General features: G+C 55.0%; 19 protein-coding genes and 4 pseudogenes. 15 read left to right on the forward strand and 8 right to left on the reverse strand.

Features of this window, described 5'->3' with window-relative positions:
- Positions 1 to 111 precede the first annotated feature (111 nt).
- Positions 112 to 363 (forward strand): annotated as a pseudogene (locus DVK00_RS12275) (hypothetical protein).
- A gap of 136 nt (positions 364 to 499) precedes the next feature.
- Here the strand turns inward: DVK00_RS12275 and DVK00_RS12280 are convergent.
- Together DVK00_RS12280 and DVK00_RS12285 are read right to left on the reverse strand one after the other, a co-directional pair.
- Entirely contained in the window at positions 500 to 901 is a 402-nt protein-coding gene (locus DVK00_RS12280) for a PIN domain-containing protein (RefSeq protein WP_121577780.1), read from the reverse strand.
- Positions 902 to 904: 3 nt separating this feature from the next.
- Positions 905 to 1,171: a hypothetical protein gene (locus DVK00_RS12285; RefSeq protein WP_101351637.1), complete on the reverse strand. Its 267-nt coding sequence runs from the start codon at positions 1,169 to 1,171 to the stop codon at positions 905 to 907.
- Between the two features lie 1,092 nt (positions 1,172 to 2,263).
- Between DVK00_RS12285 and DVK00_RS12290 the strand changes: the two genes are divergently transcribed.
- Positions 2,264 to 2,677, forward strand: coding sequence for a TRAM domain-containing protein (locus DVK00_RS12290; protein ID WP_101351924.1), 414 nt, complete (start codon positions 2,264 to 2,266; stop codon positions 2,675 to 2,677).
- Between the two features lie 12 nt (positions 2,678 to 2,689).
- Here the strand turns inward: DVK00_RS12290 and DVK00_RS21360 are convergent, their stop codons facing one another.
- Entirely contained in the window at positions 2,690 to 2,830 is a 141-nt protein-coding gene (locus DVK00_RS21360) for a hypothetical protein (protein ID WP_157829449.1), read from the reverse strand.
- A 198-nt stretch (positions 2,831 to 3,028) separates the two neighbouring features.
- On the opposite strand from DVK00_RS21360, the gene DVK00_RS12295 reads away from it, so the two are divergent.
- The 3 genes from DVK00_RS12295 to DVK00_RS12300 all read left to right on the forward strand — a co-directional run bounded on the left by DVK00_RS12295 (position 3,029) and on the right by DVK00_RS12300 (position 4,953).
- Positions 3,029 to 3,229, forward strand: coding sequence for a hypothetical protein (locus tag DVK00_RS12295; RefSeq protein ID WP_121536907.1), 201 nt, complete (start codon positions 3,029 to 3,031; stop codon positions 3,227 to 3,229).
- Positions 3,230 to 3,385: 156 nt separating this feature from the next.
- Positions 3,386 to 3,544 (forward strand): hypothetical protein, encoded by a 159-nt coding sequence (locus DVK00_RS21365; protein WP_158598815.1) that lies wholly within the window; start codon positions 3,386 to 3,388, stop codon positions 3,542 to 3,544.
- 17 nt (positions 3,545 to 3,561) lie between these two features.
- Entirely contained in the window at positions 3,562 to 4,953 is a 1,392-nt protein-coding gene (locus tag DVK00_RS12300) for an ATP-binding protein (protein ID WP_121577781.1), read from the forward strand.
- A 222-nt stretch (positions 4,954 to 5,175) separates the two neighbouring features.
- Here DVK00_RS12300 and DVK00_RS12305 read toward each other — a convergent pair whose 3' ends face one another.
- Positions 5,176 to 5,739: an HTH domain-containing protein gene (locus tag DVK00_RS12305; RefSeq protein ID WP_101351639.1), complete on the reverse strand. Its 564-nt coding sequence runs from the start codon at positions 5,737 to 5,739 to the stop codon at positions 5,176 to 5,178.
- A gap of 148 nt (positions 5,740 to 5,887) precedes the next feature.
- Between DVK00_RS12305 and DVK00_RS12310 the strand changes: the two genes are divergently transcribed.
- The gene (locus DVK00_RS12310; RefSeq protein ID WP_101351640.1) at positions 5,888 to 6,160 is read left to right on the forward strand and encodes a hypothetical protein; all 273 of its coding nucleotides are present in this window, start codon (positions 5,888 to 5,890) and stop codon (positions 6,158 to 6,160) included.
- Between the two features lie 400 nt (positions 6,161 to 6,560).
- Here the strand turns inward: DVK00_RS12310 and DVK00_RS12320 are convergent.
- A pseudogene (locus tag DVK00_RS12320) lies at positions 6,561 to 7,253 on the reverse strand (VOC family protein); the annotation flags it as partial.
- A 387-nt stretch (positions 7,254 to 7,640) separates the two neighbouring features.
- On the opposite strand from DVK00_RS12320, the gene DVK00_RS12325 reads away from it, so the two are divergent.
- From DVK00_RS12325 to DVK00_RS12335, 3 genes are all read left to right on the forward strand, one after another.
- Entirely contained in the window at positions 7,641 to 8,198 is a 558-nt protein-coding gene (locus DVK00_RS12325) for a TetR/AcrR family transcriptional regulator (protein ID WP_101351642.1), read from the forward strand.
- A gap of 194 nt (positions 8,199 to 8,392) precedes the next feature.
- Entirely contained in the window at positions 8,393 to 9,142 is a 750-nt protein-coding gene (locus DVK00_RS12330) for an SDR family NAD(P)-dependent oxidoreductase (RefSeq protein ID WP_121577782.1), read from the forward strand.
- 146 nt (positions 9,143 to 9,288) lie between these two features.
- Positions 9,289 to 9,627, forward strand: a complete 339-nt coding sequence (locus DVK00_RS12335) for a hypothetical protein (RefSeq protein ID WP_147435885.1) — start codon at positions 9,289 to 9,291, stop codon at positions 9,625 to 9,627.
- 167 nt (positions 9,628 to 9,794) lie between these two features.
- On the opposite strand, the pseudogene DVK00_RS22000 reads toward DVK00_RS12335, so the two are convergent.
- Positions 9,795 to 10,010 (reverse strand): annotated as a pseudogene (locus DVK00_RS22000) (hypothetical protein); the annotation flags it as partial.
- A 188-nt stretch (positions 10,011 to 10,198) separates the two neighbouring features.
- On the opposite strand from DVK00_RS22000, the pseudogene DVK00_RS12345 reads away from it, so the two are divergent.
- Positions 10,199 to 10,450, forward strand: a pseudogene (locus DVK00_RS12345) (transposase); the annotation flags it as partial.
- Positions 10,451 to 10,501: 51 nt separating this feature from the next.
- Here DVK00_RS12345 and DVK00_RS12350 read toward each other — a convergent pair.
- Entirely contained in the window at positions 10,502 to 10,939 is a 438-nt protein-coding gene (locus DVK00_RS12350; protein WP_199722463.1) for a hypothetical protein, read from the reverse strand.
- 549 nt (positions 10,940 to 11,488) lie between these two features.
- Here DVK00_RS12350 and DVK00_RS12355 point away from each other — a divergent pair.
- A complete protein-coding gene (locus tag DVK00_RS12355; RefSeq protein WP_121577930.1) occupies positions 11,489 to 12,445 on the forward strand; it encodes a bile acid:sodium symporter family protein in 957 nt (318 codons plus the stop codon).
- Between the two features lie 580 nt (positions 12,446 to 13,025).
- Positions 13,026 to 13,682 (forward strand): lactate utilization protein, encoded by a 657-nt coding sequence (locus DVK00_RS12360; RefSeq protein WP_101351645.1) that lies wholly within the window; start codon positions 13,026 to 13,028, stop codon positions 13,680 to 13,682.
- A gap of 198 nt (positions 13,683 to 13,880) precedes the next feature.
- Here the strand turns inward: DVK00_RS12360 and DVK00_RS12365 are convergent, their stop codons facing one another.
- Positions 13,881 to 14,324, reverse strand: coding sequence for a hypothetical protein (locus DVK00_RS12365; protein WP_233560792.1), 444 nt, complete (start codon positions 14,322 to 14,324; stop codon positions 13,881 to 13,883).
- 521 nt (positions 14,325 to 14,845) lie between these two features.
- On the opposite strand from DVK00_RS12365, the gene DVK00_RS12370 reads away from it, so the two are divergent.
- The 3 genes from DVK00_RS12370 (at position 14,846) to DVK00_RS12375 (ending at position 16,047) form a co-directional block, all read left to right on the forward strand.
- Positions 14,846 to 15,208 carry a HalOD1 output domain-containing protein gene (locus tag DVK00_RS12370; protein WP_121577783.1) on the forward strand — a complete coding sequence of 121 codons (363 nt, stop codon included), beginning with the start codon at positions 14,846 to 14,848 and terminating at the stop codon, positions 15,206 to 15,208.
- Between the two features lie 307 nt (positions 15,209 to 15,515).
- Positions 15,516 to 15,656 (forward strand): hypothetical protein, encoded by a 141-nt coding sequence (locus DVK00_RS21755; RefSeq protein WP_198560269.1) that lies wholly within the window; start codon positions 15,516 to 15,518, stop codon positions 15,654 to 15,656.
- Positions 15,646 to 16,047, forward strand: a complete 402-nt coding sequence (locus DVK00_RS12375; protein ID WP_233560793.1) for a hypothetical protein — start codon at positions 15,646 to 15,648, stop codon at positions 16,045 to 16,047. The genes DVK00_RS21755 and DVK00_RS12375 overlap by 11 nt, the downstream gene beginning before the upstream one ends.
- The last annotated feature ends 119 nt before the right edge of the window (positions 16,048 to 16,166 follow it).

Raw genomic sequence — 16,166 nt, forward strand, 5'->3', positions numbered from 1 at the left:
ATTCGAGACGCTCGGAGAGTGGTGTGAACACGCGCGTGGTGAGCGCGGCTGGGACGCTGGGCCGCACGTCGGTGGATCGCTTGTCGGCGATCTCGTGCGAGGTGTTGAGGCATGAGCTGCACCGTCGAGGAACGGCGGCGGGTGCGGCGTGCTGCACGGGCGATTCGTGAGAAGGTGGCTACTGAGTCCGTGGACATGCTTGCGCCGAGCGCGAGTTAGTATGGTGCATGGACGCTCGACGCCGTGCTTCGGGACGCGGAGGGTGTGCCGCCGGAAGTGCTTAGGGAGTTAGCGTTGGCTTGGTTGACGTTGCAGCCGACGCCGTCCCAGGCCGAGTATCAGCATGTGGCCGCGACAGTATAGTGAAGGTCGCTAACCAACAAAAAGGAGACCTCCCACGACTGTTGGTTAGCCAAGAACCGAGTGATTTCCGCCTGCCATTTGTTTCTCACAAACTCACCAGAAATACCCAGTCAGTAGATGTGCGTATCTACCATCTTCACTCAGAGGGCGCAGGTTCCAACGATGTGCGGTCGAGGCCGACAGTGTCGTAGTCCTGCTCGGTCGAAAGGACTCGCTCTTCGCCGGTTGTGACGAGTCCAGCGTGGAGTGCATCGAACGGGGAGAGATCGTACTCGTCGAGGAACGCTGCGGCGGCCAGAACCGCGTCCTCGTGCTCTTCCGGCACGATTGGAACCAGTTCGAGCAGGTTGGTAATTGCCCGCGGTGCATCGATCTCGTACTCGGCCGCCTCACGGTCGTAGAACAGCACCAGAACCTCAGCGTACGCGAGTATCGAGGTATGTATGTCATCATGCTCTTCGAGGGCGCGGATTGCGGCGTCCTGAAGCCAATCGTCGTTCTTCAACAGTGCGGTGAGAAAGTCAGTGTCAACGTACACGACTTACGCCTCGCCATCTTGTGGCCGGTCTTTCGCTTCCTCTTGAATCTCTCGTGAGATCGCCTTCCGCGATTCAGTTTTCAGCTTGTCGGCCTCTGTCTCTGCAAAGGCATCGCCAACGGCCGCTCGGAGGCCCTCTAGCGGGTCCTCGTCAACTGGGAAGAGTGCAACGTGGCTCGGGAGTTCAACGATACGATACTGGTCACCGAACCGGTCGCGGACATCCTTCGGGAGGTAGATCCGTCCTCGTTCGTCTGTTGTCTTCGACATGACGTATTCAGCCTTAGTGTGGGAAAGAATAAAAATATTCCCGTAAATACAGTAGATTTCCCACCCATATTGAGTCGTCCAGTCCGACCAATTTTCAAGCTCATTTACTGCTTGAGTTGTACTGACCAAATCGGAGATACGAAAAACTCGGTACGAAGACCGCTGCGTCGAATCCTCAACGCGGATAGCTGAAACACCATTATCGGCCACTTCTCCCGGAGAGTACGCAGACTGAACTTGTGATTACTCCGGCGCAACGACATCTTCACACGTCAGACACTCCGCCCAGATGTCCTCCGTACCATCGTCTCGCTCATATTCGACCAGAATCCACGGACTCGTGATACGCTCGTCACAGTTAGGGCAGCGGCCGAGACTTCGCGTGTCATCAGGCATGGAACGGGGAGGAAGAAGCGTGTGACAGTGTTCTTTCCGTGCAGAACTCGACCGGCGTCGAGGATAAGTGTTTGCCAGACTGCAGCATGAATGTATACTGGAACCGGACGTCTCACTGCATCTCTTGGGTGCTGGCGCTGCTGTCACAAGTGAGGAACAGTGCCCTTCAGGACTGGTCTCGTTAGTTGTCCAAACAATCAGCACACCGGCCAGCGCCCGGGAACGATGGGTCCCCACATTCTATGCACGCATCAACTGCGGCGTGGTTGTCTGCACCCGACTCAAGGTACTGTTTGACCGTTTCCCACACCCGCTGAATCATATCTAGAACACCGTTCTCAAGGCGTATAAACCCACTAATCGAGACATTAGTGTATAGCCCTATGGAATACTATGTACCACACCTGCCCCTATGAGCCCAGCTGCGGGACAGTCAGTTGCTGGTGAGTTTGTGTGTCGCTATTGTGGCTCTTGTAACCCCTCTCAGAGGCAGTGGGCCGTTCTGGGAGAGGCAGTTCGGTGACTGTAGCGCGACGACGACAGTCGCGAAAGCGCGAAGTGGAAGCAGGACTGATGGAACGGAGCAACCGATACGGAGACCATCGCCCGGAGGATCCAACGAAATCGCTGGACCAGCGTAGTCATAGACCATAGACTCAAATGCTGCTGAAGACGTACACTGCGTACGATATGACGATGGATATTCCGCCTCAACTACGCTGTTTGTTTGCTGGTACTGTCGAAGAACGCAACGACTCCTATGTGATTGAAGTGCCCAAACAGGAACTACAGACTGGGTCTCTGCAGGCCGGTGCAATGTACCGCGTTGCACTGCTTTCGCCTCCGACAGATAGTGAACCCACACAGAGTGAGACAGAGCTACAGAGAGACCGCAGGCCACAGACCCCGCCGGTCGTGGAAGGTGAACAACGCACCGTCGACATCGAAGATCTCGGCGACCAGGGCGACGGACTCGCGCGTGTTGAGCGAGGGTTCGTAGTGATTGTGCCCGACACCGAGATTGGGGAGCGTGTTACTGTAGAGATTACTGATGTTAGAGAAAACGTCGCCTTCGCTGAGATTGTTGCACGGGGTAGTTCCTACGAGTGAGCTGTCTCGGATCTATTCTTCGTTGGCGTAGACGAGCTGCAGGGCTTCACGGAGGTGATAGCGCACTTCGTCATCATCCGTCTGCTGGTGAGCGTGCCGAATGTGCTTTTCTACGGGGTTGTCGGTTTCAGTTTCGACGTTTTCTGAGGGCACATTCCTGTGTTTTATTGTAATCTCATATATTTGTTGGTTATTTGCTAGATATATATTAAAAACATGTTATACGCTATTTTGCTATTTGAACGTAGCAGGTACTCTCTTCTCCACTGGGCCTACACATGTGATACAACCACTCATATTATGGCATAGATTTATGAAGATCTGGGTGACAGTTTCATGTGAATCAGTAGCATGGGAGGGGACGACCAGTATTCAGATGATGAAGAAGCCCGATCTGGATGGACTTCAGATGAACAAGAGATTGCCAAACTTGTTGAAGAGTTCATCTCCACAGACGAAATACCACCCGAAATCGCTGAGGAGGTTGAGAAACTACATGACTCGGGGCACCCTCACCAGGCACTCAAACTCCTCCTCCGATCACTAGACTGAGTGCGTCCCCCAACATGGGCCAGGCCGTGCTTGCTGCCGTCGTGAAAAATACTGACAAGCGTTTTACTACGTCAGCTACTCTGGAATAATCGATTGACCAGAACCCGTGTGAATTCACCCCGTACTACTCATGGTAAGAGAGTGAGCGGTTCACTGATGGAAGTGAAAAACAAGCTACAAGAAGCACTGAAACAGATTTCACTTGCGAAGGAAGAAGTGGACCAATCCGACGTTGCCCAAGAGCTTGAGCAGGGTCTTGAAGCACTGCACAACGCGTTGGAGGATCACGCCAAAATGCATAAGTCATTATCGTAGTAATCATTATTCAAAGTATGACTTTTTATGACCGGAGAGAAGAGATTGATGCGCTTTCAACTGCGTTTGAGTCGCCTGGCTCGGACGTATTCGTCGTCTACGGGCGTCGGCGTGTCGGCAAGACGGAGTTGCTGAAGGAGTTCTGTACTGATCGGCCGCATATTTACTTTCTCGCGGCGCAGGAAGCCGAGCATCGGCAGCGCGAGAAGTTCATCGACCAAGTTGCAGCGTTCTTCGACGATCGTACTCCACGGATCGACGGGTGGGACGAGGCCTTCGACTACCTCGGGGAGAAACTCCGTTCTGAGGAGGTAGTGGTTGTGATCGACGAGTTCCCGTATCTTGTCTCGGAGAACGACTCAGTCCCATCCTACGTACAGGGATTTGTCGACGAACAACTCCAAGAGACCGATTCGATGCTGATTCTCTGTGGGTCTAGTGTGAGTACGATGGAATCTGAGGTACTCGGCCACGAGAGCCCATTGTATGGTCGTCGTACGGGACAACTCGACGTGCAACCGTTCTCATTTCAGCAGGCTCGTGAGGTCATCGACTACGAGATCGCGGACGCGATTCGATCGTACGCGATTACCGGTGGGACGCCGATGTATCTCACGCTGTTCGATTACGGACGATCGCTCGCGGAGAACGTCCGGTCACAGGTGCTATCGCCGTCAGCAGTACTGTACAACGAGCCGGAGTTTTTGCTTCGGACGGAGCTCCGGAATCCCGCGCGGTACATGAGTATTCTCGAAGCGGTGGCGCTAGGGCACACGACGCCGAACGAGATCTCAGGAGCGACGGGAATCGATGCCGGTCCGTTATCGAAGTATCTACAGACGTTGCGGCAACTCCGACTGATCGATCGGGAAATCCCTGTGACAGCATCCGGAAAGAAGTCGAAGCGGTCGCGGTACCGCGTCGCTGACGAGTTCCTTCGGTTCTGGTTCCGGTACGTTGAGCCGAACCGCTCCAGTATCGAAGAAGCACCGGATATCGTCTACGACGGTACGATCGCCCCTGATCTTCCAATGCACGTCGCCACCGCATTCGAGGACATATGTCAGGAAGCCGTGTGGGAGGGGATTCGACGCGGTGAGTTCGAACCGTACTCGGAGGTCGGGCGGTGGTGGTACGGGGAAGACGAGGTCGATATTGTGGGGCTCGCACCGAACGATAACCGAATCCTGTTCGCCGAGTGCAAGTGGACATCGGAGCCAGTCGGGACGGAGCTCGTCAATGACCTGCAGGCAAAAGCAGGGACAGTTAGATGGGGGCCAGATGATCGGGAAGAGTGCTTCGCACTGTTCTCAAAGAGTGGGTTCGTTGAAGGACTCGAAGATCAACTCGACGAGCACTGGTCGCTATGGAATCTCGCAAAGATGGATGATCTTCTCACACCGTCCTAAAGGGTAGTCTGCGTTGAACCGATTATATACGACGGGAAAGAAACAGGTTGAGTATATCGTTGTCAGTCTTGGATACTCTCTCTGAACTCGACGACGTAATAGAGGATGTCACTGAAGTCTTATATACTGCTTTTCCATTCGTATGAGAGTCTGATACCGACGAGCCCGGCCAGGACTAATCAAACAGAGTGACTGGGTTTTGACAGTCCGTAATGACCATCGTCATTTGTCCTTGCCAAACGGGCCCTCAGGCAGCCGTGGCCACAGGAATCCGCTCACCCAGGCCATATACGGTGAGCAGAGTGTCACAATGATGCCAGTGAGTACACACCCAATGGCAATACCCAGATAGACACTGACCGGGAGTGCTGACTCGGCAAAAAGATTGAACGTGAACCCCACGTAGAACGAGAACACGACGCTCCCGGTGAGAAGCATTATGAACCCAAAAAGGGCGAACGCCCCCGGGCCAGTCCGAGAGTGTTTTTTCAGGAGATTCCAGAGGTCGGCATAGAACCGTTGGACAGCCATAGTGGTCTCCGTGTGGCCTGGATCGTGGACGTCGACGTCCCAGGCGTAGGTGGTCTGGCTGTCGCGACGGTCGAGCCACTCACTCATCTCGCCGGTGTGATTACTGATTGTCGTCGTTGAGCAGTCGAATCGCTCGGCGAGTTCCTGCTGGGTGTATTGCCGGTCGGGGTTGGCGTACAACAGCTCGGCAATCGCGAAAAACCGGTCTCCTTTGGCGTCGAATTCATCAGCGAACGCCGACGGGACTCGAGCCATACGATTTGGTTAGACAACCTGGGTAATAAAGGCAAGAAGTATGGGTTGACGCTGATACAGGGGCCTCTTGATAGTCATAAACCCTCGGTAGAAGATCTAAAACGGTCGTCCCGGTTTTTGTCCCCTACCATCGTCGGCAAAGGTGTCGATGGAAGCGACCGAAAATAGTGCGGACCGCTGTACACCGATGGAGAGGGTATCGTATACTAACCAGAACCGGCAGCGCGGGCAGATTGATGAGAAATACGGACTCGGGGCGTTCGTTGCGGTCATCCCCGCCAGCCCACTGGCGACAGCGGCAGTTAAGATGCAGCATCATCTGTCCGCACTAGCTGGCTTCTCGTGGCTGTCAGCCACGGTTCTCGCAAGACAGGTTGTCACTATAATCGTGGCCGCGACGCTGGAGGAGGCGTGGCTATGACTGGACACAATCCCTGGGACACACTCTGTGAGTGTCTCAAAGCGAAACCTCGTCGGCGGGTCTTGACAGGCTTAGCTGCCACGGAACCGACGGAGACAGTCCACTTCACAGAAGTCCGAACCGATGAGTCAAACACTGGGACGCCGATCCACGCCGAATATATCCATCTCCACCTCCCAAAATTGGCCGACGCTGGCTACATCGTGTTGGATGAGCAGACCTATGAGATTAGTCAAGGGCCTCGGTTCGCTGAGATCGAACCGTTCCTCGAGTTAGTCCAGCGCCATGGAGAACGATTGCCGGATGGCTGGGTGTAACGTCTCGATGGAACATATTGGGGCGCTACCACAGTTGCCACTCGTTGACGAGTTCTACCATCGGCTCACGTTCGAGGAGCGACGTGCCACTCGTAGAGTTGGGCTTTTTCAGCGATCCGCACAGCAACGTGATGAATAGATCCAGCACCCTCTCGCCCAGACTCGGCGTCCCGGTCGAGGAGACCGACGACGGACGCACGCTCTCCCTGTGTCTGATATCGAACTCGGTCGCCCGCCTGATCGCGAAGTTCGAATCCCAGTGTCACCAGTACACTCGCAGTGACAAAGATGCTCGTCGATAGTAGCGTTACGCCGTGGATGCCACGAATCGCGTGCTGATCTGGAACCGGACCCTTCGCCCACGGTTCTACAGCCGACTCGCCAGTGACGAGTTCGAGTTGCGTGCCGTCCGGGTCGGAAAACCGAAGGACTGTCTCATCGAACCGATCGAGTGGTCCCTCGACGATGACATCGTGTTCGGCTAGTCTGTCCTGCCAGTAGGACACCGAGTTCGACGGGATGGTCAGCGCAGCGGTGCTGATTTGTGGCTTGCCGGGACGACCATCGTCTTCGGTGGGATACGGAAAGAAGGTAAGAGCAGTGCCCGGTGAGCCAGTTTCGTCACCGTGGAAGAGATGGCGTGTGAACTTGTCGTTGAAGTTCACCGTTTACTTGACGAGTCGGAGACCGAGCACGTCGCTGTAGAAGTTAACGTTCTTCTGGGCGTCACGAACGATGCCTATGATGTGGTGGATTCCGGATGTATCAGTGAGCATGTGAGTAGTAGAGGGAGAAACATCGTGAACTTGGTGTCAGTTAGTCTGGATTCTGCCGAGCTTCGTCGAAGCCACCAGCACCAGACCGCACGTCGGGAAGTGCCGTCCGTTCGGCGGGTAGGTCAAATCCTATCGCGTCTTCGAGATATCCCGCTGTGGCATACTCACTCCAGTACTGTTGTTCCGCCTTGTGCCTGCGACGAATACAGTGTTTCTGCATTCGTTGCAATCAATTCAGCAGGCTGCACACACTCTCAAACCAAGCACTTCTCTAACTCAGTGTGATTGACCGAGACTCCGAAAAGACCACTTCATAGTGAGAGTATTACTCGGGTAGTGACTCAGTACACTGGTCCTGATGAACTCGGGTCGACCAAGACAGCAATCATGCAGGCGACGTATCAAGCGCTGAGTGAGCACGGGTACGACAACCTCACTATTCAGGATATCGCCGACGAGTTTGAACGGAGTCGGACACTGCTCTACTATCACTACGACGGTCGTGATGATCTACTGGTTGACTTCCTTGAGTACGTCCTCCATGACTTTCTTGAGCAACTACCGGATGGCGAAGGGTCAGCACAAAAAGAGCTTGAAACACTTGTCGAGACGCTTCTCCCGCCAACACTGGATGAAGACGTGTATCAAGTCCAACTAGCCATGTTTGAACTTCGCGTAAACGGACCACACAACGAAGCGGCACGTGAGCAGTATCTACAGGTCGATAGAGAGATCAAGGACACGCTTGAGTCGATTTTTCAGCGTGGCGTCGACTCTGGCAAGTTTACCGACATTGATCCAGCTGTTGAAGCAGAGCTGTTCTTGTCCATCTTGACAGGCACTCGTACCCGCCGTCTCACCGTATACAAGCCCGAGCAATCCATCGCTGAATTGCGGACTGCAATTAATACGCAGATTGAGCGAATCACGACGGATTCGAACTAACTCTGGATACGTTGTTCTTCGCCGGAATAGGTACATCAGTTCTTGAGATACCGCCAGCAACTGAGTTCGGTTGCGATACCGGCGTGCAGTATCTGTATTTCCGTTAGAGTCGCTGCGTTCGCTCTAAGCGCCCAGATTGTCTGTTGCTGGGATCGATCAGAACCTTTTTGACAAAATATTCAATATATAAAAGTATGTACGAGATGGAAGAGGCTGTCGCACTTGTTACCGGCGCTGCATCCGGTATCGGTCGAGAAACGGCAACGCGTTTCGCTGAAGAGGGGGCGTCTGTCGTTGTCGCTGACATCGATACGAACGGGGGTTCTGAAACAGTCACACAGATCGAGGACCGGGGCGGGACCGCAACCTTTCTCGAAACAAATGTTGGCCGCTTAGAGTCAATTCAGTCGACAGTTGAGGTAACTATCGACCGGTACGGACAGCTCGATTACGTCGTAAACAACGCAGCGACGGGGAACGAGCCTGCCCCCATAACTGACATTGAGGAGGATGAATGGGATCGCATCAATACAGTCAATCAGAAGGGAGTCTGGGGAGGGATGAAACACCAGATTCCAGCGCTGCAGGACTCTGGTGGCGGTGCAATAGTCAATGTCGCCTCACTGGCCGGAATACGTGGCAGCCCTGGCCGAACACCGTACGGTGCAAGTAAGCACGGTATCGTGGGGTTGACGAAATCGGCTGCACTTGAATTTGCAGATCAGGACGTTCGTGTGAACGCAGTCTGCCCAACAATCGTCGACACGCCGGCCTTACGGTCACTGTCTGAATCAGAGCAGGACCAGATCATATCGAAAGTACCGATGCAGCGACCTGCACAGCCAGAAGAAGTGGCAAACGCTATCCTCTGGCTCTGCTCGGACGAGGCGTCGTTCATTACCGGACAGACGATACCGGTAGACGGCGGTGAGTCCCAGCAGTAATTACCTGGTCGGGCTAAAAAAGACAGTGAGAGCAGTCAGGGTGTGTTAGCAAGCACCTCGCACACTCATAACCGAATCAAGGCCGCACGAAAAGGTGCAGGCCTCGACGGGGGCCAGCCAGTGCTGAACGCTGGCTCGTGCGCAGAATGCAGTCGTCTCCTCAGGCCAAAAATCCGGAGCTGTTGGAGGCGATCTCCGGACGTGAACCGGCGAGGATCAGCGCGGTGTTCGGCGTCGTCTTCGCGGCGGCGCTACCGCAGCCGCGACTGGCAGCCGTCGGGGAGTCGGTCGGCGGCGTTGTCGGTTTTGGTCTCGGGTGCGCCGCGGTCCTCTGGATCGTCGCCGCCGGCGTCGTTATGCCGTTGTGGCTGTCGGCCGTCGGCTTCCCCAGCCCTCCGCCGCTGCCGAACCTCGGAGCGATGGGCCTGCTCACGCACCTCGTGTTTGGGCTCGTTCTTGTAGTGAGTTACCACTACCCGCGCTGAGTCCCTGTTACTCGCCCTTCTCCAGAGCAGTGTCCCTTTGCACGCCTACTGAGCGGTGGTTTCAGGAACTACTTGGGCAACAAACGATGGCCAGAAACCAATCGGTCGTTGGCGACCCAACAGTCGTGAGGCCTGGCCAGCCAGCGATTGTTTGGTAGCGCTCTACCCGTCGCCGCAACATGCTGATAGTCAGCTTGCGACAGCGTCGGCTGTAACGCCACCCTAGTGAGCGCCAGCTCTCGAAGCACCTCTGACGGAATCCCATCAACATCCCGAAACACGGCACCGAGCGTTCGTTCACCGTACTGACTCGCGTTCGGCGCAAGCACATCGACGGCCTTGGTCGCCGCTTCCTCCTGAATCGCCTTCGCGGTTCGCCGCACCTGCGTTGCGGAGCGCTGATGCGGGGCACTCCGAGTTTTCTGTCGTTACAATAGATTGTCTTGAAATCTCCGTACTCTCGAGTTCCCACGCACGCTCGGCATCGCTTCTTTCGGCCGGCCAGCCGCCCCAAACGTCGACACCGTTCGAATCTGCTTCGATTACCAACTGCCACAGTGCCTCGCGAACGGACCCCTTCGCCAGCAACCACACCGGCCACGAGGATGAGATTATCGGGACGAAAGAGAAGACAGACGAGTACGCTTACCAGTGGGCAACAGTCCAGCTGGTCGATAACGCTGTTCCACTCGTCCTCGATGCCCGCCCGGTACGGAAAAGCGAGTCACGACTGGAAATCATCGAAGATGTGCTTGATTCAGCTGAAAGGCGCGTCGACGTCGATAACGTGCTGATGGCGCGAGAGTTCGATAGCCAGCACGTCCCGCAACAGTGTGGAACAACGCTCAGCAGTTTTGAAGCCGGCCCGTAGTTGTCACTCATCGTGACCGAACTCTTGACAGCCGAATCTCTCCCTGTTCTCTGGTTGGGCACAGAGGTAATCAAGCCGTTTTTCCATTTCAGATCGCGACATACCCGTTTGACTTTCTCGGGACTCCGCAAGCCGGGCCTGGCTGGCATTGAGTATTTTTTCTTTCCTCTCTAGTTCCGAAACGAGTCTTTCTACGTCCTGGTTGCGTGTTTCTAACTGATTGTTGAGTTCTTCAGCACGGGCTTGCGCGGCCTGTCGGTCTTCACGGGTCTCGTTCAACTGTTCGCGCAGTTCCTCGTTTTCAGCGCGAAGGGCTTCGTTCGTTGTCTGTACGTCCTGTGCAGAATCCTGGAGTGCAACTGTTGTTCCGACTATCCCGCTGGTGGCAACCACAGTGGCGATGAGGAGCCAGGAGCTGATATTGCGTGCAAGGGTGCTCACCGGCGGCTCACCTCCGCTGTAACTGTGGCACTGTACTGGTGCCGCTCCCAGTGTAGCAGTAGCGAGGGTTGATTGGTCATGCCCCAGCCTGGTTGGTATATACTACTAATTGTAGTTTCTAGTTGGTTACGCTTGGACAGCAGTGACTCATCAATCGGTGATAAGTAACAGTGTAGAGCATGGCCGAACCAGTCGATTATATCGTATCTATTAGCAGTATATCACATCAGCTGTACGTTGCTGATTGGTTCGGTGCCTTCCAGTCTATTCAGCTAGTAGAAGTCTTTAGACAGCCAGAGGTGGGTGAATCAGAGTATCTCTAAAAAGAGAATCAGAGTTTAGCAGTTCAGCCACAGGAGTGGTTTCACTCTCAAGCGTTGTATCAAATATCCGGATTAGTTTTGAAATTAGCCATCAACCGGGATGCCGACGGAGCAGTACTCGCCTCCAGCCGCGAGTTCGTGAGTCGGCGTTACGACGATCCGGAGTAAACTTTTTTTACGTTGTTCATCATCCAGATATGTGACTTCGATATCGACGCTTCGAGCGGTGAGTCGTGCTGCGAGCAAATACTTTGTCGTCTGGGTTATTATTCTGGCAGGCTTTGCTCTCATCAGGCCAGATCCGTTCGTCCCAGTTTTGAATTACGTGACCCCGCTGCTCGGGCTAATCATGCTTGGAATGGGGTTGACGCTTCAGCCGGCAGACTTTCGGCGGTTGATCGAGGACCCGGTGGACATTGGCATCGGCGCGGTCACGCAGTGGTTGGTGATGCCTGCCGCTGCGTACGGGCTCTACGTTCTGCTCAATCTTCCAGATGCTGTCGGTATCGGTCTCATTCTAGTTGGTGCCGCCCCCGGTGGGACCGCATCGAACGTGATGACGTATCTCGGTCGAGGCGACGTGGCCCTGTCTGTCGCCATCACGACCCTCACGACTATTGCAGCACCGATCGTGATGCCGGCCTGGGTAGTGTTCACTCTCGGTGAGCAGATCAGCGTTACCTTTGCAGAGATGTTCCAGAGCATCATCCAGATCGTCATTATTCCAGTGCTGCTCGGGTTCACGCTCCGATATCTGCTGGACCGCTATTCGCCGAAAGCCGCTGAAATCGGGACCGACGTGTTCCCCGTTATCAGTGTCGCTGCCATCGTCGCGATTGTCGCCGGCGTCGTCGGGGCGAACGTGGACAACATTCTCACGGCTGGTCTGCTCGTGCTGGTGGCAGTCGTTGCTCACAACGCTATCGGGCTTGGCTCGGGATACGGTGTCGGTCGGGCAACTGGGATGTCAAAAGACCGGGTTCGGACCTGTGCGTTTGAGGTGGGCCTACAGAACAGCGGACTGGCGGTTGCGCTGGCGACGACCCTGTTCGAGCCTGCAGCCGCGCTCATCCCCGCGCTGTTCAGCGTCTGGCACAACATCACGGGACCGGCGCTGGCGAGTTTCTTTAGCTGGCAGGGCGAGAATCAGAATTCCCTTTCAGCTGTGCCGAGCGACGACTAAACCACGGGTTTCCGCCGTACTCGATTGTCGGAGCTACCCGGTTTTCGGTGTTGCATGACCACTATCTCTCTGCGTCCGACAGACTCTGCCTGTGTGTCACCGGCGGTTGCCAACGCTGAACGAGTGCCGACATTGCGGGCAGTGATAAGTAGTCGTATATCCGGTGCTCGAAACGTTCCAGTCTCCCCCGACCATCCCGCTCTCAAAGTCACAGTCCGGGCAGAACAGTACCATCTTCGATGGTGTCCCGAAAGTGTCTGTAGGTTCCTTACGAGCCATTTGCATTGATAGCACAACATGAGGAATGCGGGGCAATATATGCTACCCCCCGGTTTTCAGCAGTTGATATCGGAGTGGGCAATCAGAGACCTCCTGCTGTTTTCGGACAGAGGCGCGTCTGATCACGCTGGGATTGAAAATCTGCACCTTAGACAGTGGTGTTCACGGAGAGTCTATCGACGCAGTACATCATACCTGAGAATGGAGTATCACCAATGTAACTACCTGACACCGGTGTCCGCGAGCACTTTTGTGGTAGCTACACTTCCATGTTGATGCTGCTACACTCACATAACACAATATGTCTCAACAGAAATCTGATTACGCGGACGATGCGGACATCGACGAATCGCTGGACGAGCTGGCCTCCGAAGAGACCATCGAAGAGACTGTCGAGAACCTAGAGGCAAACGGGTTCGATGTCATCGTTGTTGACTCAGCCGACGAGGCGCTCACGGAACTGCAGTCGCTCATCCCGGCAGAGGCGTCTGTAATGAACGGCCACTCAACGACGCTCGAAGAGATTGGCTTTGTCGACTACCTGACCGAGGGGGACCACGAGTGGGAAAGTCTGCCGGACCAGATCTGGAGTATCGATGACGACGCGAAGCGCCAGGCTGCCCGCCGAGAGTCACAGACGGCCGATTACTTCCTCGGTGGCATCAACGGTATTTCCAAGACCGGCGAACTCGTCGCGGCGGACCGTTCGGGGAGCCGCATCGGAGCGTATCCGTTCGCGGCCAGTAACGTCGTCATCGTCAGTGGCGTGAACAAAATCGTGCCGACGCTCGAAGACGCGCTCGACCGACTGGAGAGCGTCGCGTACCCACTTGAAAACGAGCGTGCGAAGGAGGCGTACGGCGTCGACTCCGCAATCGCCAAGCAACTCATCCTCCGTCAAGAACTCGAAGAGGGCCGTACGACCGTGGTCCTCATCCGGGATCACCTCGGCTACTGACTGTAGCACATCGAGCGGACAGACGGTGATACTCAGTCGCGTCGCTTTCCGTTGCCGACCTTCGTATATTATCAAAGGAAGTTCCTGTACACTGGCACAGGTCGACAGTTGGGGCCGACTCCCAGTAAGAATCCTAAAGAGTTTGTTAAGAGCATTTGCTCTCCGAATAGCTCCATCAAGTCACGTCTAACTGAACGATTAACTGCCACCGTCAGCCATCGTGCCGCCACCGGGCATCGACTGGCAGTTTCCTTCGGGTTTCTGGATCGGTTCGACTGACTCCCAGGAGTGGAAGTCCCACTGCATTGACCCAGCTTCAATACGGCGCGGATATCCGGAGTCCGCGAGGATATAGTATGTAACCGGCCGTCGGGAGCGACTCTGAGAGATTTCGTACACCAACACCGCTTCACCATCGATGGTGTCACGGCCGGCCGGCGTGACGTCTGGATTTTCCTCTGGCCGGTTGGAGAACCGGCTTGGATCAACCTCGTCACGGTCCATCCCCTGTTGCATCGTTCCTCGGAAACACTGCCCGCCAGCAACGGTATACGTGCTGTTTCCAATGTGATACAGCTCCATCTGTTGACCTTGCTGGTCGAACGACCAGTACATATCCCCCTGATAGAACCGACCAGTCATCTCAACAGTCCGTCCCGCAGACTGCATCGTGGCTGTCATCGCATACGATTCCGGGAACCGTGCGATCTGACCGAATTGTGTCGGTCTGTCGTCGGTTCCGCTGACGGTCGATTTATCCGTAGCGGTTGTCGCAGCGGGTTCTGGCGTTGATTCGGCACCACCGCCACTCTCTGTCGCGTCTGAGCCGCTGTTCTGGTCGCCGCTACAACCGGCAAGTGCAATTACTCCCGAGCACACGCCTCCGAGTAACTGGCGTCTGGATAGTTGGTGCATGGAGACGGACACCTCAACAGTCTGATTCTACCCGACAGTGCATGACTATTGTTATCAAGTATTTCGATATATTCGCCAGTAGATTCACGTGTTGTGTGTAGACTCAGACGGCAGAATTTGAGTATAGCTATATAGAATAGTCAAACAGTCTGACTATTCTGTTAGGAAATAGTGGAGCAATAAACTGCTCGCTATGCCCGAATATTCATACACGTATTATATGTACGTTCCAGTTGTTTACTAGATAAATGACTGACGAGAGCCAAACCGACGAGGCTGGGAGGGATACGGGCCTATTTGAACCACCAGGGGGCACTCTAACTGAGGTTCGGTACGACCCAACCAGCGAGCAGGAGCTTGCTTGGGTCATTGTTCAGGCTATCGCTGATCTGACGGGGCGAGAAATAAACACGTATCATGAGTCGCCGTTGCACGACTACATCGATATCGGAGCCATTGAGACACTACTATTTGGTTCACCACCGAACCGGTCGACCGGGCCAGCAACGCAGACCATCAGTTTCCAATATCAGGGTGTTCTGGTGACAGTTCGCGCTGACGGACTGATACAGCTGTCAGCCGCTGACAATAGCAGCGGAAAGCAGGACTAATCGCAATGATACGGGTCCGTCCGGCTCAGTAGATTGTCGCTTGTGTACCTCGATAGATATTTAAGCCGGTTGATCGACACCAGAACTGCGGACCAAACGTCGGACCGCCACTCGGTAGGAAACAACATCTTGATACAGCGAGAGAATCCCGCCCTTCCCGTGAGTGACGAGTGTTCCGATTGGTCGGAACCGAGGAGCGAACAGGGCGGGTGGGAATCGCGTAAGCTCCGGGCGACAACCGCCGGGACTGTCGCCTGACTGAATACCAGATGTCAGCGTTTAGTTACACAGTCACTTACACAGCTCTGTGCGAACAGATGTAGACATGGAGCGGGACGGCAACCTCCACGAACGGGTCAAAGAGTATGTCCGTGAGAACGGTGTCCGTCACCCACGAGCATACCGCGAGCTAATCGAAAAGGGATTAGAGGCAGCTGATGCCGACTAAGACGCTCAAAGCATCACTCGCACCACCGACAGCCCACAAAGAGCGAAAGCTACAACAAATCCACGACCTGTATCACAAGGGGCTACACGAGGCGTTCGGCGCTGGCGCTGATACGAAGTCGGCAGTCAACGACATTGTGACGTCCTACGACCTGCCGTATCAGGTCAAAGACGCGCTCAAGAGCTACGTGCCGAAACTGCGGGACACGTACAACGCTTCGGAGCTGGACGACGACCACCCGACACGGATGGTCAACCGTGCCGCCCGGTTCGACTATTCGGCGGACCGGAACCACAGCTACGTGGGGAAGTACCCCAACCCGGACACGGGCCGAATTTCTGGATACCACTTCGCATCAACCGTCGCGTCACAACGTTTGAAGGCGATATAAACGGCGCTATCAATATCGCACAACGGGCAGACCCGTGGGGAGAGAGTGTGCTACTGAAACCGGCAAACAATGACTCGCCACAGGACGGGAGTGGCTGTGACAGCACCACGATCCACACC

The sequence above is a fragment of the Haloarcula sp. Atlit-47R genome (genome assembly GCF_003665985.1).
GTDB lineage: Archaea > Halobacteriota > Halobacteria > Halobacteriales > Haloarculaceae > Haloarcula > Haloarcula taiwanensis.